The organism is Inquilinus ginsengisoli, assembly GCF_031453975.1.
GTDB lineage: Bacteria > Pseudomonadota > Alphaproteobacteria > DSM-16000 > Inquilinaceae > Inquilinus > Inquilinus ginsengisoli_A.
The window spans coordinates 812,625-838,383 of record NZ_JAVDPW010000001.1; the positions used below are offsets into that span (position 1 = coordinate 812,625).

General features: G+C 64.8%; 22 protein-coding genes. 18 read left to right on the top strand and 4 right to left on the bottom strand.

Annotation, left to right across the window (positions count from 1 at the left end):
• Positions 1 to 11: 11 nt before the first annotated feature.
• From E9232_RS03700 to E9232_RS03725, 6 genes are all read left to right on the top strand, one after another.
• Entirely contained in the window at positions 12 to 1,190 is a 1,179-nt protein-coding gene (locus E9232_RS03700; RefSeq protein WP_309792205.1) for a class I SAM-dependent methyltransferase, read from the top strand.
• A gap of 103 nt (positions 1,191 to 1,293) precedes the next feature.
• A complete protein-coding gene (locus E9232_RS03705) occupies positions 1,294 to 2,892 on the top strand; it encodes a lipopolysaccharide biosynthesis protein (RefSeq protein WP_309792206.1) in 1,599 nt (532 codons plus the stop codon).
• A gap of 325 nt (positions 2,893 to 3,217) precedes the next feature.
• The gene (locus tag E9232_RS03710) at positions 3,218 to 4,531 is read left to right on the top strand and encodes a methyltransferase domain-containing protein (RefSeq protein ID WP_309792207.1); all 1,314 of its coding nucleotides are present in this window, start codon (positions 3,218 to 3,220) and stop codon (positions 4,529 to 4,531) included.
• On the top strand, positions 4,528 to 5,337 hold the full coding sequence (locus E9232_RS03715; protein WP_309792208.1) for a glucose-1-phosphate cytidylyltransferase: 810 nt from the start codon (positions 4,528 to 4,530) through the stop codon (positions 5,335 to 5,337). The genes E9232_RS03710 and E9232_RS03715 overlap by 4 nt, the downstream gene beginning before the upstream one ends.
• A complete protein-coding gene (locus E9232_RS03720) occupies positions 5,337 to 5,990 on the top strand; it encodes a PIG-L deacetylase family protein (RefSeq protein WP_309792209.1) in 654 nt (217 codons plus the stop codon). The genes E9232_RS03715 and E9232_RS03720 overlap by 1 nt, the downstream gene beginning before the upstream one ends.
• A 17-nt stretch (positions 5,991 to 6,007) precedes the next feature.
• Positions 6,008 to 6,574, top strand: coding sequence for a YdcF family protein (locus E9232_RS03725; RefSeq protein ID WP_309792210.1), 567 nt, complete (start codon positions 6,008 to 6,010; stop codon positions 6,572 to 6,574).
• 21 nt (positions 6,575 to 6,595) lie between these two features.
• On the opposite strand, the gene E9232_RS03730 is transcribed toward E9232_RS03725, so the two are convergent.
• Positions 6,596 to 9,130: a glycosyl hydrolase family 28-related protein gene (locus E9232_RS03730; RefSeq protein ID WP_309792211.1), complete on the bottom strand. Its 2,535-nt coding sequence runs from the start codon at positions 9,128 to 9,130 to the stop codon at positions 6,596 to 6,598.
• A gap of 411 nt (positions 9,131 to 9,541) precedes the next feature.
• Here E9232_RS03730 and E9232_RS03735 point away from each other — a divergent pair, with 411 nt between their 5' ends.
• The 6 genes from E9232_RS03735 (at position 9,542) to E9232_RS03760 (ending at position 15,567) form a co-directional block, all read left to right on the top strand.
• Positions 9,542 to 10,630: an MraY family glycosyltransferase gene (locus E9232_RS03735; RefSeq protein ID WP_309792212.1), complete on the top strand. Its 1,089-nt coding sequence runs from the start codon at positions 9,542 to 9,544 to the stop codon at positions 10,628 to 10,630.
• Positions 10,627 to 11,823 carry a glycosyltransferase family 4 protein gene (locus E9232_RS03740; RefSeq protein ID WP_309792213.1) on the top strand — a complete coding sequence of 399 codons (1,197 nt, stop codon included), beginning with the start codon at positions 10,627 to 10,629 and terminating at the stop codon, positions 11,821 to 11,823. Before E9232_RS03735 ends, E9232_RS03740 begins: the two co-directional genes overlap by 4 nt.
• A 43-nt stretch (positions 11,824 to 11,866) precedes the next feature.
• Positions 11,867 to 13,144 (top strand): hypothetical protein, encoded by a 1,278-nt coding sequence (locus tag E9232_RS03745; protein ID WP_309792214.1) that lies wholly within the window; start codon positions 11,867 to 11,869, stop codon positions 13,142 to 13,144.
• Positions 13,141 to 13,752: an LbetaH domain-containing protein gene (locus E9232_RS03750; RefSeq protein ID WP_309792215.1), complete on the top strand. Its 612-nt coding sequence runs from the start codon at positions 13,141 to 13,143 to the stop codon at positions 13,750 to 13,752. Before E9232_RS03745 ends, E9232_RS03750 begins: the two co-directional genes overlap by 4 nt.
• Before the next feature lie 23 nt (positions 13,753 to 13,775).
• On the top strand, positions 13,776 to 14,345 hold the full coding sequence (locus E9232_RS03755; protein ID WP_309792216.1) for a serine O-acetyltransferase: 570 nt from the start codon (positions 13,776 to 13,778) through the stop codon (positions 14,343 to 14,345).
• A gap of 91 nt (positions 14,346 to 14,436) precedes the next feature.
• Positions 14,437 to 15,567 (top strand): NAD-dependent epimerase/dehydratase family protein, encoded by a 1,131-nt coding sequence (locus E9232_RS03760; protein ID WP_309792217.1) that lies wholly within the window; start codon positions 14,437 to 14,439, stop codon positions 15,565 to 15,567.
• 86 nt (positions 15,568 to 15,653) lie between these two features.
• Here the strand turns inward: E9232_RS03760 and E9232_RS03765 are convergent, their stop codons facing one another.
• Genes E9232_RS03765 through E9232_RS03775 form a run of 3 tightly spaced genes read right to left on the bottom strand, consistent with a single transcriptional unit; the run spans position 15,654 to position 19,421 of the window.
• Positions 15,654 to 16,895: a glycosyltransferase gene (locus tag E9232_RS03765; RefSeq protein ID WP_309792218.1), complete on the bottom strand. Its 1,242-nt coding sequence runs from the start codon at positions 16,893 to 16,895 to the stop codon at positions 15,654 to 15,656.
• Between the two features lie 10 nt (positions 16,896 to 16,905).
• Positions 16,906 to 18,150 carry a glycosyltransferase family 4 protein gene (locus E9232_RS03770; RefSeq protein ID WP_309792219.1) on the bottom strand — a complete coding sequence of 415 codons (1,245 nt, stop codon included), beginning with the start codon at positions 18,148 to 18,150 and terminating at the stop codon, positions 16,906 to 16,908.
• A complete protein-coding gene (locus tag E9232_RS03775) occupies positions 18,147 to 19,421 on the bottom strand; it encodes a glycosyltransferase family 4 protein (RefSeq protein ID WP_309792220.1) in 1,275 nt (424 codons plus the stop codon). Before E9232_RS03775 ends, E9232_RS03770 begins: the two co-directional genes overlap by 4 nt.
• Before the next feature lie 626 nt (positions 19,422 to 20,047).
• Here E9232_RS03775 and E9232_RS03780 point away from each other — a divergent pair.
• The 6 genes from E9232_RS03780 (at position 20,048) to galE (ending at position 25,724) form a co-directional block, all read left to right on the top strand.
• A complete protein-coding gene (locus E9232_RS03780; RefSeq protein ID WP_309792221.1) occupies positions 20,048 to 21,148 on the top strand; it encodes a DegT/DnrJ/EryC1/StrS family aminotransferase in 1,101 nt (366 codons plus the stop codon).
• Positions 21,149 to 21,328: 180 nt separating this feature from the next.
• On the top strand, positions 21,329 to 22,399 hold the full coding sequence (gene gmd, locus E9232_RS03785; RefSeq protein ID WP_309792247.1) for a GDP-mannose 4,6-dehydratase: 1,071 nt from the start codon (positions 21,329 to 21,331) through the stop codon (positions 22,397 to 22,399).
• Positions 22,392 to 23,423, top strand: a complete 1,032-nt coding sequence (locus tag E9232_RS03790; RefSeq protein WP_309792222.1) for a GDP-L-fucose synthase family protein — start codon at positions 22,392 to 22,394, stop codon at positions 23,421 to 23,423. Before gmd ends, E9232_RS03790 begins: the two co-directional genes overlap by 8 nt.
• A gap of 140 nt (positions 23,424 to 23,563) precedes the next feature.
• Positions 23,564 to 23,836: a hypothetical protein gene (locus tag E9232_RS03795; protein WP_309792223.1), complete on the top strand. Its 273-nt coding sequence runs from the start codon at positions 23,564 to 23,566 to the stop codon at positions 23,834 to 23,836.
• Positions 23,823 to 24,569 (top strand): Crp/Fnr family transcriptional regulator, encoded by a 747-nt coding sequence (locus E9232_RS03800; RefSeq protein ID WP_309792224.1) that lies wholly within the window; start codon positions 23,823 to 23,825, stop codon positions 24,567 to 24,569. Before E9232_RS03795 ends, E9232_RS03800 begins: the two co-directional genes overlap by 14 nt.
• 66 nt (positions 24,570 to 24,635) lie before the next feature.
• Positions 24,636 to 25,724 (top strand): UDP-glucose 4-epimerase GalE, encoded by a 1,089-nt coding sequence (gene galE / locus E9232_RS03805; protein WP_309792225.1) that lies wholly within the window; start codon positions 24,636 to 24,638, stop codon positions 25,722 to 25,724.
• Positions 25,725 to 25,759 lie beyond the last annotated feature (35 nt).

Below are 25,759 nucleotides of genomic sequence, written 5' to 3' on the forward strand. Positions count from 1 at the left end.
AGGAACCGGTCATGACCGTTGAGATCGCTTGTCCTGCCTGCGGCGGCGAGGTCGGCGCTTCATTCTACGACCTGCCCGCGATTCCCACCAACAGCTGCCTGCTGATCAACGATCGGAAGGCGGCGCTGGCCTTTCCGGTCGCCCCGCTGCGGCTGTGCCTCTGCCCGGGCTGCGGTTTCATCTTCAACGCCGCCTGGGAAGAGTCGCGGACGGTTTATTCGGAGGCCTATGAAGAGACCCAGGGCTTCTCCCCGACCTTCAACGCCTTTCATGAGCGTCTCGCCCGCCACCTGATCGACCGGCATGGCCTGCACGGCAAGCGCGTGATCGAGATTGGCTGCGGCAAGGGCGAGTTTCTCGCGCTGCTGTGCCGGCTCGGGGACAATGAAGGGGTGGGCTACGACCCCACCTTCGTGCCGGGCCGCCTCGACGACGCCGCGGCCGGGCGCGTCCGGTTTCTCCGCGAGCTCTTCGACGAGACGACCGGGCCCATCGCCTGCGACTTCCTGTGCTGCAAGATGACGCTCGAGCACATCCCGGATGTCGGCCGCTTCGTTGGCATGGTCCGCCGCGCCCTCGACGGGCAGGAGGGCACCCGCGTCTTTTTCCAGGTGCCCAATGCCAAACTGGTCCTGCAGGACGAGGCGTTCTGGGACGTCTACTACGAGCACTGCTCCTACTTCACGGCGCACAGCCTGTCGGGCCTCTTCCAGCGCTGCGGCTTCGCTGTGGATCGCGTCTGGACCGACTATGACGACCAGTACCTGATGATCGAGGCCCGGCCGGCGAACGCACCGGTGTCGGTCCCGGCCGACCACGCGGCGGTGACGGAGACCCGACAATGGGCCGATGCATTCAGGCAGGGCGTCGGGGCCACGATCGCAGCCTGGCGCGAGCAGCTGATGGAGGCCGCTGCGTCGGGCCGGCGGACGGTGCTCTGGGGGTCGGGCTCGAAGGCCGTCGCCTTCCTGACCACCGTAGGCCTCGACGGCGAGGTGGCTTCGGTCGTGGACATCAACCCATTCCGCCATGGCCGTTACCTGCCGGCCACGGGCCACGAGATCATATCGCCCGACGAGCTGTCCACGACGCCGCCCGACCTGGTGGTGGTGATGAACTCCGTCTACCGCGACGAGATCCGGAAGATGCTGCAAGCCCAGGGGTGCGTCCCCGAGCTCCGGTGCCTCTAGCCATGCCCGACCACCCGTTCGACGGTGGCCAGCGCGCTGCCGGACCATCCACCCTCTCGTCCCGTGCCGCCGGGACATTGCCGTCGTCCCCCGGAGAACGCCCGTGATCGGCCGGAAGATCGCCTTCGCCGTATCGGCCTCGTGGCTCAGCCAGGTGATCCGGATCGGGCTCAACCTGCTGATCCTGCCGATCATGTTCCATGCGATGAACCCCGAGGAGCTCGGGCTATGGCTGGTTCTCGGCCAGAGCACGATCTTCCTCAGCATCCTCATGGAGGCCGGCCTCACCCCCACCATCACCCGGCGGATCGCCTTCGTGGCGGGTCGGAGCCTGTCCGGACCCGACCGGCCCCTGGATGAGAAGTCGCGGCGCGATCTTTCGGATATGCTGGCATCCGGGCGCATCGCTTACCGCTTCGTGTCGATCGGCGTCTTCGCCGTCACCTTCGGGCTGGGCAGCCTGTATCTCTGGAATCTGGAGCTGCGGCAGGTCTCGCCGACCACGGCATGGATCGCCTGGATCCTGCTGTGCCTCGGCTACGCAACCATGGCCTGGTCCGGCCTGTGGACGGCGCTGGCCACCGGCCTGGGCTACGTCGCCGCCGGCACCATCGCCTCCACCGCGGTCGGGATCGCTACCCTGCTGGCGCAGATGGTGGTGGTGCTGGCCGGCGGCGGCCTGCTCTGGCTCGCGATCGTCTCGGCGCTCGGCGGCGTCGTCGTCCGCCTCTCGCTGCGCCTCTATGTCCAGCGCCGGCAGCCGCACCTGTTCTCGGTGCCCGGCCGCTGGGATGGGGCGCTGATGCGCGGCATGATGGCGCCGGCGATCCGGTCATGGCTCACGGCCGTCGGCTTCGCCGTGCTGTTCAAGACGGACCAGTACTTCATCGCGCTCTATGTCGACACGGCGCAGGTGCCGGCCTACTACGCCATCTACACGCTGCTGCACAACCTCGCGATCCTGGCCCTGGCCCTGGGCCAGACGTCCAGCGTCTATGTCAGCCAACTCTGGCATAGCGGCACGATGGAGGAGATCCACGAGATCGTTCTGCGCAGCCTCCGGATCACGCTGATCCTGATGGTCTCCGGCGTGGCGACGCTTCTAGTCGTGGGTCAGGATCTCATCGGCGTGTGGGTCGGCCCCGACCATTTCGCGGGCTTTCCGGTGCTGACCGCCCTGGGCGTCATGTTCGTGCTGTGCGTTCAGCAGAACGCGATCCTCACCTTCGCCCGAGCGACCGAGAACGAGATCTACGCCGTTCCCTTTCTACTCGCAGGCGGGCTGGCCCTCTTCCTGTCCTGGAAGCTGGTGCCGCATCTGGGGCTGCTTGGCGCCGCGCTGGCGACGCTGCTCGCCCAACTGCTGACGACCAACTGGATTGTACTGCGCGACGGCTTGCGGCGGCTGCGGGTATCGATCGCCACCTATGGCCGGACCTGCCTGCTGCCGCTGCTACCGGTCTCGCTGGTAACCTATTTCGCCACGATGACGGTGGCGGGCGGATCGCTGCTGCCGAGCGCTCTCGACCGACTGCTGGCCGGTGCTGCCGTCGGGGTATCCGTGTGCCTGGCCAGCCTTTGGCTGTTCGGCCTAAGCCCCGGCAACAGGTCACAGATCGCCGGCGTGCTGCGCGCCGCCCTGCGTCGGCGCCGGCATGCGGGCCGGAGCCAGGCGGAGCCGCCGCCGATCCCTCCCGGATGAGCCGGTCCCAGGTGCTTCTCCGTCGTACCCATTTGGTGGTAGCCGCCCGATCGAATGCATCACTTGAGCCGGTCGGTGGTGCGGCGAATAATCATGGACAGATATCCAAATCGATGACCGAAAACTCACTCTTGATGACGTGATTATTCGGTTTTCTTTTGCTGATATTGCCGTGGAGCAATGGTTTCGGTCCTTTTCCCGTGCGCGCGAAGAAAAATGGAGAGTTTCTGAAGTCTGTGGATCAGGGCGGACCTAAATTCACGATTCTCGTATTGGCGGTCTCTCGATATTGGGACGGGTGCAGATGGTATCCATGGAGATTGGGATGAATGTTCAGCTGGTCGACGCATCACGTGGTGCCATCGATGGGACATCCGACGCGCGGAAGGATCACGCTTCCCGGTGCCGCCTCTGCGGCAGCCTGCTCGAGCATGTGTTCGTCGACCTCAGATCCTCCCCGCTCTGCCAGACCGTCATCGCCCCCGAGCAGCTCGACGAGATGGAGCCGCATTTTCCACTCAACGTGCTGGTGTGCGGCGACTGTTTCCTGGTCCAGCTGAGGGAATATGTGAGCCCGGAGAACATCTTTCGCGAATACGCCTATTTCTCGTCCTATTCGACCAGCTGGGTCGAGCATGCCCGGGCCTATTGCGGCATGATCCAGCAGCGGCTCGGGCTTGGGCCGGACAGTCTCGCCGTCGAGATCGCCAGCAATGATGGCTATCTGTTGCAGCATTTCCGGCCGATCGGCGTCCCCGTGCTCGGGGTGGAGCCTGCGGCCAATGTTGCCAAGGTGGCGATCGAGAAGGGCATCCCCACCTGCGTCGATTTCTTCGGCCATGAGTTAGCCGGCACCCTCGTCGCGGCAGGCAAGCAGGCCGATCTCATCATCGGCAACAACGTGCTGGCCCAGGTCCCGGACCTCAACGACTTCGTTTCCGGGCTGGCCCGGCTGCTGAAGCCGGAAGGAGTGATCACGCTGGAATTCCCGCATCTCGAACGGCTGATGGCGGAGAACCAGTTCGACACGATCTATCACGAGCACTTCTCGTACTTCTCGCTGACCACGATCGAGCGGATGGCGGCCCGCCACCGGCTTCGGCTGATCGATGTGGAGGAGCTTCCGACCCATGGCGGCTCCCTGCGCGTGTACTTGGCTCACGCCGGCTCGGTCCGGCCAACCGCCCAGAGCGTCCCGGACCTGCTGGCCCGCGAGCAGCGCCTGGGCTTCCGCGATGTCGCGACCTACGCCTCCTTCGCCGAGCAGGTCCGCCAGACGAAGCGGCGGCTGCTGTCCTTCCTGATCGAGGCGAAAGCCGCCGGCAAGACCATCTGCGGCTACGGGGCGCCGGGCAAGGGCAACACCCTGCTGAACTACTGCGGCATCGGCACCGACTTCCTCGATTTCACGGTCGACCGCAACCCGTACAAGCAGGGCCACTACACCCCGGGCATGCGCATCCCGATCCATCCGGTGGAGGTGATCGACACGGCCAGGCCCGACTATATCCTGATCCTGCCCTGGAACCTGAAGACCGAGATCGTCCAGCAGATGCGCCATGTCGCCGAATGGGGCGGGAAGTTCATCGTCCCGATCCCCGAGGTGGCAGTCATCGATCCGAAGGAATTGCGCTCATGAAAGTCGTGCTCTTCTGCGGTGGCCTGGGCACCCGCATCCGGGAATATTCCGAGAACATCCCGAAACCGATGATTCCGATCGGGCATCAGCCGATCCTGTGGCACGTGATGCAGTATTACCGGCAATACGGGCATGCCGACTTTGTCCTCTGCCTGGGCTACAAGGCCAACATCATCAAGGACTTCTTCCTGAACTACCGACCGCAGAATTTCGCCGACTGCGTTATTTCGGGATTTGGCGCCAATGTCGAGCTATTGAGCGAGCCTGACAAGGACTGGCGCGTCACCCTGATCGACACGGGGATCTGGCGCAATATCGGTGAGCGGCTATGGGCTGTGCGAGACCAGGTGCGGGACGAGGAGATCTTCCTGGCAAACTACAGCGATGGCCTGACCAACTGTGATCTCGACGAGATGGTCGACCGTTTTAAGAAAAGCGGCAAGATCGCCTGCTTCATGGCCGTGCGGCCGCCGCTGACCTATCACCTGGCCGATATCGACAAGGACGGCGAGGTGCATGGCATCCGCAGCTCCGACTGCTCCGACATCTGGATCAACGGTGGCTACTTCCTGTTCCGCCGCGAGATCTTCGACTACATGCGCGAAGGCGAGGAGCTGGTCCTGGAGCCGTTCCGGAGGCTGATCGAGGCGAACCAGCTCATGGCCTACAAGCATGAGGGGTTCTGGCGTTCGATGGACACGCTGAAGGACCGTCAGGCGCTCGAGGATCTGGTCGAGCAGGGCAAGATGCCCTGGCGCGGGCTGCATCCCGCCAAGGAGACAGCCAAGACGCTGGTGCTGGCCTGATGCGGCCACTGGGTCTCGCTCGGCCGGGCGAAAGCCTGTCCGTTCTGTGCCTCGGCGCGCATTCGGACGATATCGAGATCGGGGCAGGGGGGATGCTCCTGTCCTGGATCGCGTCCGGGGTGCGGCTGCATGTCCACTGGTGCGTGCTCAGCGCCGCCGGTCCGCGCGCGGGGGAAGCGGAGGCCTCGGCCGCCGCCTTCCTTGGCGGCGCAGCCAGTACAGTCGTCGAGCTCGCTGAATTCAAGGACAGCTTCTTTCCGTACCAGGGCAGCGAGATCAAGGCCTGGTTCTCAGGGCTGAAGGGCCGCAGCAGCCCGGATATCGTCCTGACCCATCGCCGGGACGACGCGCACCAGGATCATCAGGAGACGTGTCGGCTGACCTGGAACACGTTCCGCGACCACCTCATCCTCGAATATGAGATCCCGAAATGGGACGGCGACCTCGGTCAGCCGAACCTCTACATGCCCCTCTCCCCCGAGATCCTGGAGCGCAAGATCGAGCTTCTTCTCGCGCATTTCGGCACGCAGCGGTCCAAGGACTGGTTCGACGCCGAGACCTTCCGGGGCCTCGCCCGCCTGCGCGGCATGGAAAGCCGCGCGCCCGGGCGCTATGCCGAAGGCTTCGTCCAGCGCAAGGGGCTGCTCGGTTGACATCCCGGATCAGGCGGGTGCGCCGCGTCCTTGTGGCGCTCATGCTGGCCGCGCTCGTCAGCGGCGGCGCCGTGGCCGCGGCCTTCAAGGCCTCGGAGCCGTTGCTCGTGGTCCGAACTGCGGTCGAGCCGGCCGACGTCATCGTCGTGCTCGGCGGCGACGGGCCGGCCCGGGCGTGGCAGGCAGCCGGCCTCTACCGGCAAGGGGTGGCGCCGAAGGTCCTGGTCACCGGCTTCGGTGATTGCCAGGACATCCGGCGTTACATGATGGACGAGGGCGTGCCGGGCGAGGCGATCCAGACGGAATGCACATCGCGCAGCACCTGGGAGAACGCGGTGTTCTCGGCGCCGCTGCTGGCGACGATGGGCGCGCGGCGCGCGATCCTGGTCACCAGCTGGTTCCACACCCGCCGGGCACTGGCCTGCTTTCGGCAAGTCGTGCCGCAGGTGGAATGGATGTCGGTGCCGGTCGAGCGCGGCGAATCCTACCGCAAGATGCTCAGCAACCACCACGGGCTCTCGGTTCTGGCCGAATACGTCAAGATCGGCTGGTACGCTGCCCGGTACGGCGTGGCGGCGTTCTGAAGAAGCGCCGCCAGGCCCGGATCATCGACGGGTCACCGCCTCGACCTCGAAGCCCTTGAAGGTGTTGCCGGTGTCGATCACGGTTGCCGTGCTCGGCCAGATCCGGCCGCGCGACCCCGTATAGGGGGCCGACCCCCGGGTGAAGTCGTTATCGCGAAAGACCATTCCGGCGATCGGCGTCGGCTGGTCGGGGGCGATGTCCTTCGCCTGCGGATCGGTCTCCACCATCACGCCGCCATAGATGTTGGCGAAGCGGTTGCGTTCGAACACCTCCATGGCATAGGCGCCCGCCTCATAGCCCTGCCAGGTCACGACATTGACGCCGGCATGGGCCAGCCGGCCGCCGTAGTTGTTCCGGAAGATGTTGCCGAGATGGCCGACCGCGCCCTCCTTCTCCGTCTTCAGGTACTTGGTGTAGGCGACGAGGCCGTCATAGGAATCATCGATCTCGTTGTTCACCACCAGGTTGAAGAAGACAGGATTCAGCGCCCCGTGGCCGAGGGCCCAGAGCTCGACGCCGCCGCGCATGCGGGTCATGACGTTGCCGTCGACCACGATCTCCGCCGAGTTGCCGTAGAACTGGACCCCGCAAGAGGCCGTGTTCTCGGTGCGATAGAAGGGCTTGCCGTCCAGCCTGTTGCGATAGACGACGGCGCGCACGGCGGCATTGGCCACCACCAACGTGCTGCCGGCATCCGGGACCAGCATCCAGGGCCGGTCGACGCGCAGCACCCGCCCCGGTTTGTCATAGCCGATGATGCGCCGGACCTGGCCGGTGCCCCGGCCTGCCACGACCATCACATCGTTGCCCGCCTCGATGCCGTCCGCCTGGGTGGCGATACCGTCGGGTGCTGCGGTCGCCGTGTCGGGATCGGCGCCGTTCGGCGCCAGCGTCACCGTGTCGGGCCCCGCCGAGAGAACGGAGCCGAACCCCGCCGTGCCGAACTGCTCGAACAGGATCTGCTCGCCGGTGTTCGGGTCGAAGTCCGTCCATTCGGGCGTGGGTGGGGCCATGTTCGTGGTGGTGTTCTCCGCGATGAAGATGTCCCGGGTCCCGCGATTGTGGCCTTGGGAGACGAAAAAGCGGCCCTCGGCGGTCCCCTCCGGACGCGAGGAATCCAGGTCCTCGGCATGGTTGCCGGTGATCGAGATCTCTTGCCCGCCGCGGGCCAGGATGGCGGCTCGCGCCCGGTAGGTGAGGCGGAACCGGCTGTTCTCGATGAACACCTGCTGCGCCGTCCCCACGGTGCCGCGGCTGCCGACGAAGTCGGACTCCGCCACGCGCACATCCTGCGACCCGTCGATGTTGAAGTAGCCGGAGGATGCGGCGCGGATGCCGACGCGGTCGAGCCGCAGATGGTCCACGAAACGGAGATAGACCGCCGCGAAGTCGGGGTCGCCGTGACGCTCGGGCAGCTCCAGGTCGAGATCGGAGATCGCGACGTTGTTGCCGGCCTTGTCTCCTTCGGCATAGAGCAGTGCATCCGTTCCCGGATCCGGTGTCGTGTCGGACGGAACCGGAACGGCGCGGATGATGGACCGGCCGCGCCCGTCGCCGACCCAGGCGACGCCGTTCGGCGGCACAAGGCTGCGTCCGATCATGTAGACGCCCGCCGGGAACCGGACCGTCGCAGGCGCCTGGGTGCGTGCCAGGTCCAGGGTGGCCTGGATGCTCGCGGCGTCATCCGTCAGCCCATCACCTTTTGCCCCATGAGCCCGCACGTCAAAGATTTGGGCCGCTTGGCCCGCCCAGGGCGAAGGCGCGAGGGAAAGGGCGATGGGGCCGCTCCAACCGAACCGCCCGCCATGGCCATTGTGCGCCCAGAGCTCGTAGTTGCCGTCCGGCAGGTCCGGCGGCAGCGCGAAATCGATCCGGTACGGGCTGATGGCCGTGACCTGGAGCCAGCGGCCGGCGGACCGGCCGGGCGGCTTCAGATAGATCGAACCCTCGGCCGTTCCATTGCCGTGGCTGAGATTCCGGCCGTACAGCGATGCGGTCCCGCCCGGCTGCGCCGGCTGCGGGCCTGCCCACCACGCCTCGGTCCGGTTGAGAGCGATCGGCGCGCCGACACCTTTCGCGTTCGTGGGCCAGACGAGATACATCGACCACGGAGGTAGGTCGTCCGGCAGCAGGAAGGTGGCGGCCAGCCCATTGGCCGCCGTCGGCGGGATGCCTGCGGTCAGGGACGGACCGACCCCGTCGGCCTGCGAGAACACGCGGATCCCGGCAGTGGCCAGAAATCCGGCCCCGCTCAGCACCATCGTCTCGTCCGGCCCTGCTGTCTTCGAGGCCTCGGCGATGGCGGGCGCATCCGGCGACTGGGCGAGCCGCGGCGGCTCGAAGGCATCGAACCCGGTGGGCAGGGCAGGTTCCGGATCGGGGATCGGGAAGCCGAAATCCGCCGGCAAGGCGGCGGGGGTCTGACTCTCTGCGGGAGCGAAGCCGGCGCCGGCCCATGCGACAGCCAGCAGGGTCGCCAGGAGCCAGAGCTCGATCAGATGAAGCCATGCGCTGGTGGTCCGGCGGGCCAGCACACCGCCGGCGGATCTCGTCAAGCTTGTCCGCATCGTCATCAGCCTTTCGAGCCGGCTCGTTTCGATTGGTCGGGGGACGACGCATCGCTTCCGCCCTGGCTATCCATGGTAGCCACCCCGTCGACCTCGACCAGTTGTCCTTTGAACGGGACAACCTCCTGCGGAAGACGAAGCTTCGCGGCGGGCGGGGCGCGGCGATGGGGCGAACTCGCCCTACTGGTCGAGGGGCGTCGTCGGACCCTGCGTCCAAAGACTATCTCCGAAGCAGCCGAATTGGCCTTCCGGATAGAGCGCCCCCCACTTTGTCCAGATCGAACAGGGCACCGGCCGCTGCGTAGAGTCGGCGAGGGCGATCTCGGGGGTTGCCGCTTCATCCGGCCTTTGTGCGTCGCTCAGGCGAACAGCGCGATTTCATTTCATGGAGAGGGCGCGATGCCGATTCTAGCCGCCCATTTGTTGAACGGGTTTCTTCTCGCGGTGGTTCTGGTCGTCTGGATGCAGCGGATCGCTCCGAGGCTGGGGCTGGTCGACCGTCCGACCGCACGCAAGGCGCATGAGGGCGTGATCCCGGTCTGCGGCGGCTTGGCGATGTTCGCCGCCTATGTCATCGGGACTTGCGTGCTGGCCCCCCCGCTCCGGGCCCCCTGGTCCTTCATCGGTGCGCTCGCGATCCTTGTCGCCGTCGGCGCCCTCGACGACCGTCTGAACCTGCGCCCGCTCTTGCGGCTGATCGCTCAGTCGATGGCGGCGATCGCCATGGTCGCCCTTGGCGGGCACATGATCGGCAATTTCGGCAGCGCCTTCCTGGACGCCCAGACCGTCGACGCCGACCCGATCCTCTCGGCGCTCGTCTCCTGCGTAACCGTCCTGTTCGTGGTCGGGCTGACCAATGCCTTCAACATGATCGACGGGCTGGACGGGCTCGCCGGCGGAGCCGCCGCTTCGGCGCTGTTCTGGCTGGCGCTGATGGCCTCCTTCCTCGGGCGCGGCGAGCAGATCACGCAGCTGTTCCTGCTATTGGCCGTGGTCCTGGGCTTCCTGGCGTTCAACATGCGGCATCGCTGGCGGCCGCGCGCGCTGGTGTTCATGGGCGATGCCGGGAGCACGATGCTGGGCGCGGCGATTGCTTATTTCATCATAGATCTGTCCTCGGGGGCACAGCCGACGGTGCCGTTCCCCGTGCTGCTCTGGGTCTGCGTCATTCCCATGGTTGACACGCTCAGCCTGATGATCCGCAGGCTGCATACGGGCCGCAGCCCATTCTCGCCGGATCGCTGGCACCTGCACCATTTGATCCTCGAGCGGGGCCTCACACACGCCGCCACGACCGGAGTAATCGTCGGCCTGTCCATATTGTTCGGCGCGATCGCCTATGTCGGCACAGTCTTCGCGGTCTCCGACCAGCTGCTCACCGTCGGCCTGCTGTTGCCCGTTGCCATCCATTCTCTCTTCGTCTGGACGTCGGTTCGGCGGGCGCGCCTGCTCCGGCCGACTGCCCCCACGCAGGAACGCCTCGGATGAAGCTCGCCTATTTCGGCTTCCCTCATATCGGCGGCACCTATTCCGTGTTCCGCCATCTTCGTGCCGGCCTCGCCGGCGCCGGGATCGAGCTGCGCTGGCTGGGCTGCGGCCCGAAGGCCCATGCGGCGGCGGACAATCCCATGTTCCGCGCGGAAATGGATTTCGGCCGCACGGTCGGGCGCCCTGATGACGGCGACTATGCGCGCACGCAGGCGATGGTGACCGCGATCGAGACGGAGTTCGACGGCGTGTTCGTCAACGTCCTGGCCGATCGCGTGCAGACCAACGCCGTTCGCTATCTGGATCCGCGGATCCTGCGAATCATGGTCGTCCACAACATCACTCCGGGAACCTATGCCGCCGCCCGCGCGATCCGCGACCATGTCCACGCGACGATCGGGGTCTCGGCGAGGATCCAGGCCGATCTCGTACGGCGATACGGCTTTCATCGCGACTGGACCGTCACGATCCCGAACGGGATCGATCTCGCCGGGAGCGTGGCGCCGCGGCCCGCGCGATCGCAAAGGGGCCTGCGTCTCGTTTATCTCGGGCGGGTTGAGGACCAGGCCAAGGGCGTGTTCTGGCTGCCGCGGATCTGCCGCGACCTCCCGCCCTCCGTCACTCTGACGGTGGCCGGCGACGGGCCCGATCTTGCCCGGTTGAAGTCGCGCTGCGCGCGTCTCGGGGGCCGAGTCCGGTTTCGGGGTGCCGTGCCGCCCAACCTTGTCGGGGCACTCCTGGCGGAGCATGACGTGCTGCTGATGCCATCGCGCTATGAAGGCTTTCCGGTGACCCTGGTCGAGGCCATGGGCGCAGGCTGCGTGCCGGTCGCGTCCCATCTGCAGGGCGTCACCGACATGGCTGTCGAGGACGGCGTCAACGGCTTCCTCTTCCCCGTTGGCGACACACGGGCTGCGGTGCAGGCGATCACCCGGCTCGCCGAGGACAGGCCACGCCTGGCGACAATGTCCGCCCTGGCGGCCCGGAAGGCGCGTGAGCAGTTCGGCGTCGGCCTGATGGCCGAGCGCTACCGCGACCTGATCGACGGCGTGCGGTACTCGCAGCCGGCCGTCGCCCCGCCGCTCGGCCTGTCGGGCTGGCGGCTGCCGCCGGGGCTCCGGCCGGGCCTCAGGACCTACCTGCCGACATCGCTGAAGAACGTCCTCCGCACGCTACGGGAGCGCCAGGCTTGACGATGTCGGCTTCCCCCTCGACGGCGATGAACCGGTTCTTGCGATGAACTGGATCGTCACCTGCCTCCTCGTCGCACTTGTCGTCTGGATGCTGCTCGCCGCGGGGACGCGTCCGGGCAAGATCTACGAATACCCGTTCCTGGCCGCGACGATGACGTTCTCGTTCATCCTGCCGCAGCTGCCGGGGCTGGCGAACGACCCTTTCCTGCCGCCGGGTTCGTATCAGACCACCATCATCTTCACGATCATGTGCATCGCCATGTGCCGGGTGGGATGGATGCCCAACCGGCCGGTGATGCGATCCTTCCAGTGGCGTTTCAGCGAGAAGCGGTTACTGGTCGTCGCGGGACTTTTGTCGGCAGTCGGCGCCTATTTCTACCACAAGCTCGCCGAGATTCCGATCGACGAAGCTGTGTACACCATGTTCTCCGGCGGGAACGTGGTGCTGTTCTTCTTCTCCAAGCTTCTGCGCTACGGCCTCTGTATCGCGCTGCTCTGCTTTTGCTTCCGGCCATCCTGGCCGGCGCTGATCATCGTCATGGTCGACACCATGTTCTACCTCGACCGCATCATCATGACCGGCAAGCGCAGCGAGACGACACAGCTGGTCCTGATGTTCGCCATGGCGGTCTGGTTCTATCGGCGCCGGTCCATTCCGCACATCCTGTTCCTGAGCTGGATCGTTGTGGGCACCGTGCTGGCGAGCGCGACGCACGACTATCGTGAGATGAGCCGTAAGACCAACGACAACCCGACCTTGTCGAGCCTGTCCGAGATATCACCGATCGCGAAATTCGAGCAGATGCTGTCCAAGGGCGGCCCGGAAGTGCGGAACGCCATCCTGCGGATCAACGCCATGGAGCGGAACACTGCGTTCGATTTCGGCACGATCCATTGGGACACCTTGGTCTGGAACTATGTCCCGCAGCAGTTGGTCGGCCCCGCGCTGAAGGAATCGCTGTATATCGGCATGGAAGAGGAGCAGATCGACCGTGGCTACGACCGGCCGACCGGCACGTCCGAGACTGGAATGACCGACGCCTTCGCGTCGTTCTGGTGGTTCGGTTCGATTAAGTTCTTTCTCCTCGCTTATTTCATGAGCCGCCTCTACGGCGCCGCCATGGCCGGCTACGCCGCGCCGCAGATGTTCTACATGCTGCTGGCGGTGCCTGCGATGAACTCGATCTCGCATTACACCCAATGGGTCCTGTCGGAATGGGTCCATGTCGCGGCATTCCTCATCCCGTGCCTGCTCTACGCCCGGATCCGCGCGCCATCCGCGCAGCCTGCGGCCGTCGCCGCGATCGTGAGAGCATCATGAAAAGCCTCGAGACATCGCAGCTGGAGCCGCTGCTCGGCGGCCCGACGTTCGCCTTGAGCGATCGGCTGCGACGCTTCGCCTGGTCGATCTGCTGGAGCCTTCTGGGCGCCTGGACGCCGCGGCCGTTCCACAGATGGCGGCGCCTGGTGCTGCTGGCCTTCGGGGCGCGGATCGATCCGACCGCACGGGTTTACGGCCAGACATCGATCTGGTGGCCGCCACATCTCATAGTGGGGCGGCATGCCGTCATCGCCCCGCGGGTGATCTGCTACAATGTGGCCCCGGTCACGATCGGCGACTTCGCCATTGTGTCTCAGGGCGCACATCTGTGCACCGGCACACACGACGTCGACGATCCGCGGTTTCCGCTGCGCGCGCGGTCGATCACCATCAGTCCCCAGGCCTGGGTGGCGGCCGAGGCCTTCGTCGGCCCCGGCGTGACTGTCGGTGAGGGCGCTGTGCTCGGGGCACGGGGCGTTGCCTTCCGGGACCTCGATCCCTGGACGATCCATGCCGGCAATCCCATCCGCCTCATCCGATCCCGGATGCGGTTTGCGCCGCCGGAGCGGCGTCGCAGCGGCCCGTCCCGGCCACGCGCCGGATCCTGAACCCAACCGTCGGCGAGGGCACCGTGCCGAACCTCTGGCAGACACTGGCGGACGATCTCGAGGCCAATACGGGCAGGAGAGGGTGGCTGCGCGGCGTACTGGCCTATCTCTACCATCCGGGCTTCTTCGCGATCGCAAATCATCGCATCTGCCACTGCCTGGTGAAGCTGGGGCGGACGGGGCGCGCGGCCGGAGCCATCCTGAACCGGCTGAGCATCTTCCTGACCCATTGTTATATCGAGCCCAGCGCGACGATCGGGCCGGGGCTCAGCCTGCCGCACGCGGTCGGGATTGTGATCGGGCACGGCGTCCGGGTCGGGAGCCGTGTGGTCCTTTACCAGAATGTCACTCTCGGGGCCGGAAAGCCGAATGGCAGCTCGTATCCGGTCATCGAGGACCAGGTCGTCATCTGCACCAACGCGGTCGTCATCGGCGACGTCACGATCGGCCGCGGCGCGTTGATCGGGGCCTTGTCGCTGGTGCGGTCCGACATCCCGGCCGGGTGCGTCGCCGCTGGCAACCCGGCGCGCGTGCTGCCATGCGGATCTGTCCTCTCCCGTGGCGAAGCGGTGCGCAGGGGGCTTCGGGCATGAAGAGTTGAGCCGGGCGGCATGACGGCTTGGCTCGCGCCGCTGCCGTCAGTTGCCGGCCCCAGGGCGTGTCGTCAAAGCAGGGGTGTCTTGAATGCGGTATTTTATAACCGGCACGGCCGGCTTCATCGGCTTCCACCTGGCCCGCCTGCTGCTCGCCGGGGGCGCTTTCGTCTTCGGCTATGACGGGATGACTCCCTATTACGATGTGAGCCTGAAGGAGCGGCGCCACGCCATCCTGGCCGAGAGTCCCCGGTTCCAGCCCGTGATCGGCCTGCTCGAGGATGCCGGTCGGCTCCGTCAGGCGGCCCGCGAGGCGGAGCCGGATGTGGTCATCCATCTGGCGGCGCAGGCCGGCGTCCGTTACAGCCTGGAGAATCCGAGAGCATACATCGATTCCAACCTCATCGGTTCTTTCAACCTGCTGGAAGTGGTGCGGGAACTCCAGATCCGGCATCTGATCGTAGCCTCCACCAGCTCGGTCTATGGCGCGAACGCGAAGATCCCGTTCACCGAGGCTGATGCTACCGACGAGCCGATGACGCTCTATGCCGCCTCCAAGAAGGCGGGGGAGGCCATGGCACATGCCTATTCGCACCTCCATGACATTCCGACCACCGTCGTGCGCTTCTTCACGGTCTACGGCCCCTGGGGGCGACCGGACATGGCGCTGTTCAAGTTCGTTTCAGCGGCCATGAAGGGAGAGGCGATCGACGTCTATGGCGAGGGCCAGATGGAGCGGGACTTCACCTATGTCGACGATCTCGTCGAAGCCCTGGCCCGCCTCGCCGACGTGGTGCCGGTAAAGGGAAGGCCCGTGGTCTTCGAGGGAGGCAGAGACAGCCTCTCGGCGGTCGCGCCGTTCCGGATCGTCAATATCGGTGGTGGGGCTCCGGTGGGGCTGCTGCCCTTCATCAACACGATCGAGCGTCACCTCGGAGGCCGCTTGGTCCGGCGCATGCTGCCAATGCAGCCGGGGGACGTCCCGAAGACCTTCGCCGCGCCCAATCTGCTCGAGGCGCTGACCGGCTACATCCCGCAAACCCGGGTGGACGCCGGCGTCAGCGCCTTCATCGACTGGTACCGAGAGTATCACGGAGGGCTGGAAGCAGTGCCGAAGAGCACGAAGGCTCGCCGTCGCCAGCCGACCAGGCGGTCGCTTCGTAAGCCTAGGGCACCGGTCTTGATATCGGTTGCGGCCGCGGTCGACACTGACGCGGCCTGAGGGCCGGTGTCCCGCCGGCGACGCTGGCGGGACATCGGCGTGCGCCCGGCAGCGCACGCCTTGTCATCCGCGAAGGCCCGGACAGGTCAGCCGGCGTCGACGATCTCCGGCTGCGCCTGAAGGCCGAGCAGCCAGCGATAGACATCCTCGAACTGTGATGCGACCACCGGCCAGGAGAATCGGCTCGCGACCAGGGCCCGTCCGCGCGCCCCCATCGCCTTGCGTTCGTCGTCGGTCATGCCCATCAGCCGCCGAAGCCCATCCGCGATCGCCGGCTCGTTCGGATCGATGGAGAGCGCGGCCCCGTGCTCAAAGCCTTCCGGCAGGTTGCACTGTGGGGTGAGGAGCGACGGCAGGCCGTGAGCCCACGCTTCCAGCGCCGCGTTCGGCATGCCTTCGCTGAAGGACGGCAGTATGAACGCATCGGCCGAGGCTAGGGTTGTCACCTTGTCCTCACCATAGAGCGGGCCGATAAAATGGACCGACTCGCCGACTCCGAGGGCCGAAGCCAGTGCCTGGAGCTCCGCGCAATAGGCTTCGGAGCCGGGGCCGACGAAAACGAGATGCCAGGGCGATTCCGACCGAGCTGCAGGGTCGAGAGTGGCCCAGGCCCGGATGAGCGGGGCCGGCCCCTTCTTGGGCGTCAGCCGGCCAAGATACAGCAGGATACGCGCATCCGCGGGCAGACGCGTCCTCCATTCAGATCGGAGCAGGGCTTGGTCAGGCAGCACGGCGCCATTCGGAACGCGGCAGATGGGTGCCGTCAGCCCAAGGGCCCGGATCGACTGAGCTTCCGATTCACACAGCGCGTGCAGGCAGGATGCCCCTCGCAGATGCGTGTCCTCGTACATGCGCATCGCGATCCGCTTCTTCCAGCCGCGGTTTGCCAAAGCCCAGGGATCGAGCATTCCGTGGGGGCTGACCAGGTAGGGCTTGCGGGTGCGCGCGGCCCATTGCTTCGCCACGATGGACGTGTACATCCATAGCCCGTGAACATGCAGCAGATCCGCATCGCTCTCGCGCAGCGCGGCCTGCAGGCTCCGGGAATAGCCGAAGCTGCGGGGACCCCGGACAGGCGACAGATGGATCGGAACGTCTCCCCACCCCTGTCGATCGGAGCCGGCGTCGCGCTCGAGCGCGAACACCTCGAGCGAGATCGCCTGTGACCGCCGCGTGGCCTCGCACAGCAGCCTGAGGGCTGTGGGTGGCCCGCCATCGGACAGGCAAACCGTCGGCATCAGATGGGCGATCTTGATCCGGCGCGAGGCCCGGTTGTGGCGCATGGTGGCGGATCGATCGGACTGGAGCTGGACGCGGTGCTGGAGCATGGGAAGCCTTCTAGAGAGCGCGGATGGTCGCTGCAGCGCGGGCCTGATCAAGTGCATCGCAGAGGCGGCGGCCATATGACGGCAAGTCGAAGTCCCGGGCCCGGAATCGGGCGTTGTGCGACATCTCGAAGAGCTGGGCGCGGTCGTCGTGCAACAGCCGGAGGGCGTTCGTGATGGCCCCGGCGTCGCGGATGGGGACGATAAACCCGTCTATGCCGTCACGGACAACGCTGCCGGAATTGAGGGTAGTAACGACAGGCAGGCCAGCCGCCAGCGCCTCATAAATCACCGTAGCCGATCCCTCACACAGCGACGGCAGCAGGAAGACGTCGGCCCAGGCATATTGGGCGATGATCTCCAGCCGCGGGATGGGGCCGGTGAATTCGGCGACCCCGTCCAGGCCGGCGTGGGCCGCCGCCGGGGCTTTCCCGGATCCGACCATGCGAAAGACGGCTTGTCCCCGCATCTGCCTGGCCGCCTCCAGGATGTAGGGCGATCCTTTGCGAAGTCCCACCGTGCCAATGGTGAGGACCCGTAGCGGACCCTGCTGCCGATTGCGCACCGGGATCTGGAACCGCGTGTCGACGCCATAGGGAACGACGATGCAGCGATGGGCCGGACCGCCGCTGTCCGCCACCGTCTGCCGGACGAACTCGGACGGGCAGACGATCATGTCGGCCTCGGCCCACTCCGCCTTCTCGCGAGTGCCGAAGGCTTCCGCAGACGCCGTTGGCATGGCGGGTCTCTCCCAGTCCGGGAACCGCTCCTGCTCCTCCCACGCCAGGCGGTCGACGGTCTCCCGCGCGGCGATATTCTGCTCGACCGCCGTCCACAGGCCTCGGGACCGGGCCGCCTGGAGCTGCTCCAGGCACTCGCGGACGAAGCCGTAGAAACCGGTGGCCTCGCCGAAGCCATGGCGGACGACAAGCTCGGACAGGCGCCTCCCCGCATCCAGCGCCGCTTCCATCTCGTCGGAAGCCCCGTTGGCGCGCATGCGCCGCAGCGCATAGGACAAGCCGAGATTGGTGAAGCAGGTCATTCGCTGCGGCGGAATGCCCGATGGCTTTCGCCCGACGAGCCGTCGGACCCCTCGGGGCAGGAACCGAGGCGGAACATGTCCGGCGAGCCGGGGCCATCCTCTGATGGCGCAGATATCGGTGTAGAAATGCTCAAGCGCGCCATGCGCGTTCAGGATGCGTGGCACCGCATAGTCCATGCGGGCACCAAGCTGGCTGACGACCACTTGTTCCTTCACGGCCGGCTCCTCTCGTCTGCGGGAGCCTCGGCCTGCGGGAGCGCGCCGCCGACAGCGGCCAACGGCATGAACCGCGACAGGAGCTTGGTCCAGGCTGAGCATCCGCGGTCTTCGGTGTAATCGATCTCGAACAGGCGCCGGGCATTGGTCGAGAGGCGGTCGAGTTGCTCGGGCGATTCTCGCATGTCCAGGATATGGCAGGCGAGTGCTTCGCTGTCGCCGATGGCGACCGCATGACCGCAGTCGTGTTGTTCCAGGATACCCCCGATCTCGCCCTTCGGATCGCCGATGAAGAGAGTCGGCCGGCCGGCGGCCAGGATGCCGTAGAACTTGCTCGGGATGACGAAGGGCTCGAGCGGAGGCAGAAGCGACACCAGGTGAGCATCGGCGACGCCGAGGCTTTCGGCCAGGAACTCGCGCGGCTGCAGCGGCTTCAGGATGATATTGTCAAGCCGCTGCGCCCGGATCTCGGCTTCGATGGCTGCTCGCTGGTGCCCCCCGCCGATGAACAGGAAACGGATGTCGTCGCGGTGCTTCAGCCGTGCCGCGGCGCCCAGGATAGTATCGAATTCGTGAGCCCGTCCGAAATTGCCGGAATAGCCGACGACGAAAGCTTCACCCAGCCCCCACTCCCGACGAAGCCGGTTCCGGCTCCGAGGGATCGGCTGGATGGCGGCACCGTCCGACCAGTGGTGGACAACGGCGAGGCGCTCTTTGGGGATCCGGCGGTGCTCAAGAAACTGGGCCATCTGATCGATCGGAGCGACATTCCACAAGGCCCCGCGAAGCGACCAGTCGCGCGCGGCCAGCGCCAGCCGGGCGGCCGAGCCCTTCCTGACGACGGACAGCTCCAGCGCGACCTCGGGAAACAGGTCGTGAAGCCAGTTCACCATCTGGGCCCGCTTCAGCCTGAGGGGCAGGGCCAGGGTGACGGACAGCAGCGGCGGGTCGGTGCAGACCACGCAGACATCCCCCGCTTCCACGTTCCAGAGCACCCATAGCATCGCGCTGAGATGGAAGGTGATGTAGTCGAGCGCCCGGCCCCACAACCGGTCTCGGCCGAAGCCGGACGTCGGCATGCGGTGGATGGTGACGCCGTTCATCACCTCGCGGCCTGAAAGATGCCGGTCTCGGTTGTTGTGGAATTGCCTGCTGGCCAAGCCATGGACGGAAAACCCCCTCCGGGCGAGCGTGAAAGCAAGGCTGGACGTCATGCGGCTCGTCGCCGATTCATCCGGATATAAATAGCGGTTCGCCAGAATGATCTTCATCTCTCCGTCGCTCGCGGATCGTGGAGTGAATCGTCGGATTGCGAAACAATGATCGAGGTCGTCGACGAGACGCCGGCGACGGTGTCATCTCAGAAGGTGCAGGAGCGGCCCCCGTCGTTTGCGGAGGTATCGCGCTGATTCTATAGGCTGCTCGAACGTTATTTTGAGGAGACGCTGCCGGACTCAACAAGGGAGGCAAAGGCGGTATCGCGGCGAACCTTCAGCCTCCTGCCGTCGTAGGGGCGTGCCGACGAGTACGGAATTTGCCGCCGGCAGGACTATCCGGATGGATGAGCCGACTTCCGTGGCTGATCGCTTTTAGCGGCCGACCCTATCCCTCTTTGTCAACCTCTTGCCTGTCTGTGCGGGAGCTATGCTGATTTGAACTACCCTGTTAGTGGCCGGCCCAATTCAAAGCTCGGATCTGAGAATACAGAACTTCGGGGCGCATAATATAGTAATGAACTAATAGGCTTGGAGCTTTTGCGACCTAATGGAGGCAGCAAGGGCGGAACAAGCCTTCTGACGCATCAGCGCTCTTCGCCTACACCCCACCACAAGTTTGGATGGCCTCTCGTCATGGATCAGCACGAAAACACCAGCCGCCGTGGCAACCCCAAAGGATCATGATTCCGTTCCTGGATCCGGCTGCGCAGCACCGCAGCATTGGGGCGGAGCTCGAGCGGGCGATGCTCGAGGTCATCAGAGGCGGCGACTATGCGGCGAATCCCGTCATCTCTGAATTCGAGGATGCCTTTGCTGCCTATTGCGGGGCGCGCGAGGCGATCGCCGTCAATGCCGGAGTCTCGGCGCTGCACCTGGCCCTCCTTGCGGCCGGCATCGGGCCGGGCGACGAGGTGGTGACGGTTCCGGCCGCCTTCGTCGCGGTGGTCGCGGCCATTCTCTATGCCGGGGCCAAGCCGATCCTCGTCGACGTTGATCCGCAGACCTGGACGATGGACCCCGCGGCGATCGAGGCGGTACTGACCCCGGCGACCAAGGCTATCGTGCCGGTTCATCTGCATGGCCGCATCGCCGACATGGAGCGGATTCTGCCGATCGCACGGCGTCATCGCCTGTGGGTGATCGAGGACGCATCGCAGGCGCACGGGGCGGAGCGCAACGGTTCTGCCGCGGGCACGTTCGGCGACATGGGATGCTTCAGCTTCTATCCCGGCAAGAACCTGTGGGGCTGCGGGGATGGCGGTGCGGTCGTTACGGATCGGGCGGACCTCGCCGAGTCGATCCGATGCCTGCGGGACATGGGCCAGATCAGCAGGCATAACCACGTCCGCCACGGCTTCAACTACCGCATGGACGCCATCCAGGCCGCATCCCTGGGCGTCAAGCTCCGCTATCTGGACGGATGGATCCGCTCCCGGCGGCATGTGGCGTCATTCTACGATCGGGTGTTCGCCGGAGCCCCAATCCAGGCGCAGGCGCCACCCGTCGGTGGAGAGCACGCCTACCAGATCTACGCCATCAGAATCGCCGAGCGGAATCTTGTGCGCGCGCGGCTGGCGCAGGCCGGCATCGGTTCCAGCATCCACTATCCGCTGCCCGTCCATCTCCAGCCGGCCTATGCGGGATTGGGCTATGGGCCCGGTCGGTTTCCCGTCTCCGAGGCCCTGTCGGCACAAACACTGTCGTTGCCGATCTATCCCGAATTGTCCGTCCCTGCGGTCGAGCGGATTGCCCAGACGGTGAACGAACTCAGCCGATCATGAGGCGTTGTGGCCAGGATAGGACTCCGAAGGGGGAGCATCCAATGGAGGAGTAAGGTCATGCCCTGCATAGGTAGAGGTTTTCGCCTTTTGTATAGGATGCCGACCGGCGCCTAAAAATTTAAATTATAGATAAAATTGTCGACAGAAGCTTGCCCTCTTATAGGATATTTGGAGTGCATGATGCCAGAGAAGGTGGCCTTGATTATTGGAGTTACTGGTCAGGATGGCGCGTATCTGGCAGAACTTCTTCTTTCCAAAAATTATATCGTCCATGGAATCAAGCGACGGTCCTCGTCCTTCAACACTCAAAGGATTGATCATCTCTACCAGGATCCGCACGGCGATGCAGTGCGCTTCCATGTCCATTACGGTGATCTCACCGACTCGACCAACCTTTGCCGCATCATCCAGGACGTGATGCCCGATGAGATCTATAATCTCGGCGCGCAGAGCCATGTGCAGGTCAGCTTTGAGACTCCGGAGTACACCTCCAACGCCGACGCCCTCGGCACGATGCGGCTGCTGGAGGCACTGCGGATCCTCAAGCTCGGTGACCAGTGCCGGTTCTACCAGGCATCGACGTCCGAGTTGTTCGGGCGGGTCCAGGCGGTTCCTCAGGACGAGCGGACGCCATTCTATCCCCGCAGCCCCTACGCGATCGCCAAGCTCTACGCCTACTGGATGACCGTCAACTATCGCGAGGCGTACGGCTTTCACGCATCGAACGGAATCCTGTTCAACCATGAGAGCCCGATCCGGGGAGAGACCTTCGTCACCCGCAAGATCACCCGCGCGGTGGCGGCAATCGAGCGAGGCCTCCAGACAAGCCTGTATCTAGGCAATCTGGATGCGCAGCGCGACTGGGGCCATGCGCGCGATTATGTCGACGGGATGTGGCGGATCGTCCAACAAGACGTGCCGGACGATTACGTGCTTGCCACGGGGGAGACCCACACCGTGCGGGAGTTCGTCGAACTCGCCTTCCGTGTTGCGGGCCGGGACATCGAATGGGCTGGAACAGGTGTCGACGAGAAGGGGCTGGACGCCAGGACCGGCGCGCCGCTGATCGAGATCGATCCCCGCTACTTCCGACCGACCGAGGTCGACCTCCTGCTCGGCAATCCGGCTAAAGCCCGGGAGAAGCTCGGCTGGAGCCACACCACTTCCTTTCCCGACCTGGTCGCCGAGATGGTGAATTCGGATCTGGTGGCTGTGATGCGCGAGGCCGGACGCAATGACCGCTATGAATGACGACATCAGGCGACGGCCCCTTGATCTGCGCGGCAAGCGCGTCTGGGTCAGTGGCCACCGGGGTATGGTGGGATCGGCTCTGGTCCGCCGTCTTGCGCGGGAGGGCTGCGCCTTGCTCTTCGTCGACCGGACGGAGGTCGACCTGACCGACCAAGCTGCCACCGAGGCCTGGATGCGACGGGAACGGCCGGAGATCATCTTCGCTGCGGCGGCAAGGGTGGGCGGGATCGTCGCCAATGCGACCTACCCGGCGGAGTTCCTTTACGAGAACCTGATGATTGGCGCCAACGTGATCCACACGGCCTATCGCATCGGTGTCGAAAAGCTGCTGTATCTGGGGTCCAGCTGCATCTATCCCCGGGACACGGCCCAGCCGATCCGCGAAGAGCAGCTCCTCACCGGTGCCCTTGAGAAGACCAACGAGCCTTATGCCATCGCCAAGATCGCCGGGGTGAAGATGGTGGAATGTTACGCCCGGCAGTATGGATGCCGGTTCATCTCAGCGATGCCGACCAACCTGTACGGTCCCAACGACAATTTCGATCTGGAGACTTCCCATGTCCTGCCGGCGCTGATCCGTCGGATCCACGAGGCGAAGGTCCAGCGCCAACCGAATGTCGGGATCTGGGGGTCGGGACGGCCGCGCCGTGAGTTCCTGCATGTCGATGATCTCGCCGATGCCTGTGTCATCGCCATGCAACGCCATGAGGATCCCGTGCCGATCAATATCGGGACGGGATCCGACATTTCCATCGCCGACCTTGCCCTGACCATCGCCAAGGTGGTCGGTTACGAGGGAACGTTCGCCTTCGACAGCAGCCGGCCGGATGGCACGCCGCGGAAGCTGCTCGACATCGGGCGCATCGCGCATCTTGGCTGGCGAGCCGGAACGGACCTGGAAAGTGGAATACGGAGCACCTATCGCTGGTGGCTCGAGGAGACACGTCAGGACGCCGGCGCTGTAGGCTGTGAAGTGGAGGTGGAGCTGTCGCGTTCGGCGTCATCCGCCCTGTCGTTCGGCTAATCCCGGTTGGGCTACTTTAGGCTCGGCGGCTAAGTAGGACTTGACACCGGTGCATACAAGTAGATCTTAATTTATAATAAGTATGAAGAAAATTAGATGCATGCGCACAAATTGGTCCGAAGCGGATGGTAGGTGGCGCCATGTCAGTTTTCGAGGAGACCGATGATGGCCATCTTCAACCTTCGGCCGGGGTTGCAGCATGTCGGGAGGTTGGCTGGGTGGATGCCTCCGATCGCGGTGAGGGCCTGTCCCGCGGAAGATCGGGTGAAGCGGAGTCGTGGGGGCCGATGAGAGGATCTCATGGGTTCCTACGAAAATCGCTCATATTTTGGGAAGAGGCATGGGAGTTGATTGATTTCGATGCAATGATGAAATCAGAGTTCGATGGCAAATATAAATATGAAAGCAATTGAAAGCGCTTTTTTATTGAAGATTGGCCGATACTTTTCTCCGTCGCCATCTGAGATCGCTGCGCTACAAAAGATTGTAATCGAGAATAATAAGTATATGGCAAGAGTTGAGTTGATAGAATATTATGAAAATTATGAATCAGTATTTATCTTAAATGAAGGTTGGGGATATTCTTTTAAGGATCTGTCGAATGGGCAGAGGCAAGTTATAGATTTTATATTGCCGGGAGATATTTTTGGTCTGCAAGGAATTTTTCTGAACGGGGCCGGCCTTGGCTTCGCCAGCATTACGCCGGTGGATGCTGCAACGGTCTCGCCGCAATCGCTGCTTGCAATGTCCGCGCGGTGGCCGCGCCTGGGTGGAGCAATCCTCTGGAGCGCCAGCCTCCAGGGTTCCATCGCGGCAGAGCGTCTGGTCGCACTCGGACGCAGATCCGCCGCGGGCCGCATGGCTCACCTTCTTCTCGAACTGTCCGTCCGGCTCGAATTGATCGGCCAGGGCAACTCAGCCGGGTTCTTCTGCCCGCTCACACAGCACGACCTTGCCAATGCGCTTGGACTGACGTCCGTCCATGTCAATCGCGTCCTGCGGCACCTGCGCCAGCTCGGGCTCGTCGTCTTCCGAAACTCGGAAGTCGAGTTTCTCAACCGGCAAGGGCTCATCGATATCGCCCACTTCGATGCCGCCTATCTCGGCCGGGGCCGTGAGGCGTCGCGCAAGATCTTCGGCAATTGAATGGGAAAGGGCGCCTGGCGCCGTGTTGGATGACCTGCGGCGTCCCTGCAAATGGGGAGTTCGTTGATGAAGCACCACCACCCGATCGAGCCGGTCGAGAATGTCCTCGTCACAGGAGGGGCGGGCTTCGTCGGAAGCCATGTCGCCTGGCTGCTCTGTGAGTTAGGTTTCCGGGTGACCGTCGTCGATGATCTCTCGACCGGGCATCGCGCAGCCGTCCCGCCCACCGCGTCCTTTGTCCTCGCCGACCTCCGGCAGGTCGGCACGATCAACCAGGTGTTCGCGGAGCGACAATATGATGCGGTCATGCACTTCGCCGCCCGGACCCTGGTGGGTGAATCGAACACGCGTCCGATCGATTATGTGCGTGACAATGTCGGCACGCTTTGTAACGTCCTGCAGGCTGCGATCGACCATGGCACGCGCAGCTTCATCCTGTCGTCGACCGCCAGCATATTCGAGAGCCGGGATGGCTCGGACATCGATGAGAATCAAGTCGTCTCGCCCGGCAACCCATATGGCGAATCCAAGCGTATGTGCGAGCGGGTCCTGTTCTGGGCCGAGCGCAGCCATGGGATCCGCACAGCCGTCTTGAGGTATTTCAATGCGGCCGGCGCCAAGCCGGGTGGGGATCTCGGGGAAGACCACCGCCCCGAGACGCATCTTATCCCGCTGGTTCTCCAGGTGGCGCAGGGGCGCCGGCCGCATATCGACATTTTCGGGAACGACTACCCGACGCGGGACGGAACCTGCGTCCGGGACTACGTCCATGTCCTCGACCTCGCCGATGCGCATGTCAGGACCCTGATCGCGCTCCGATCGTCCGGGGCACTCGCATACAATGTCGGATCGGGCGCGGGGTACAGCGTTCGTCAGATCGTCGCGGCCGCCGAGCGGGTAACGGGCCGCCCCATCCCAACGATCATGCGGCCGCGACGCATGGGGGATCCGGCCGCCCTGGTGGCGAATTCTGGGAAGCTGCGGCGCGAATTGGGCTGGAAGCCCTTGCACAGCGATCTGCAGACGATCATCCGGACGGCATGGATCTGGCATTCCCGCCATCCGGGCGGCTTCGGATCCTCCTGCCTCCCGTTCCCGCCGGGTGCCGGAAGCCCGTCGGCAGTCGATCCGCCGGCGGCGCAGCCGTCGGACTAAACTGAACCGGGTTCCGACCCTACCCCTTCGGGTCG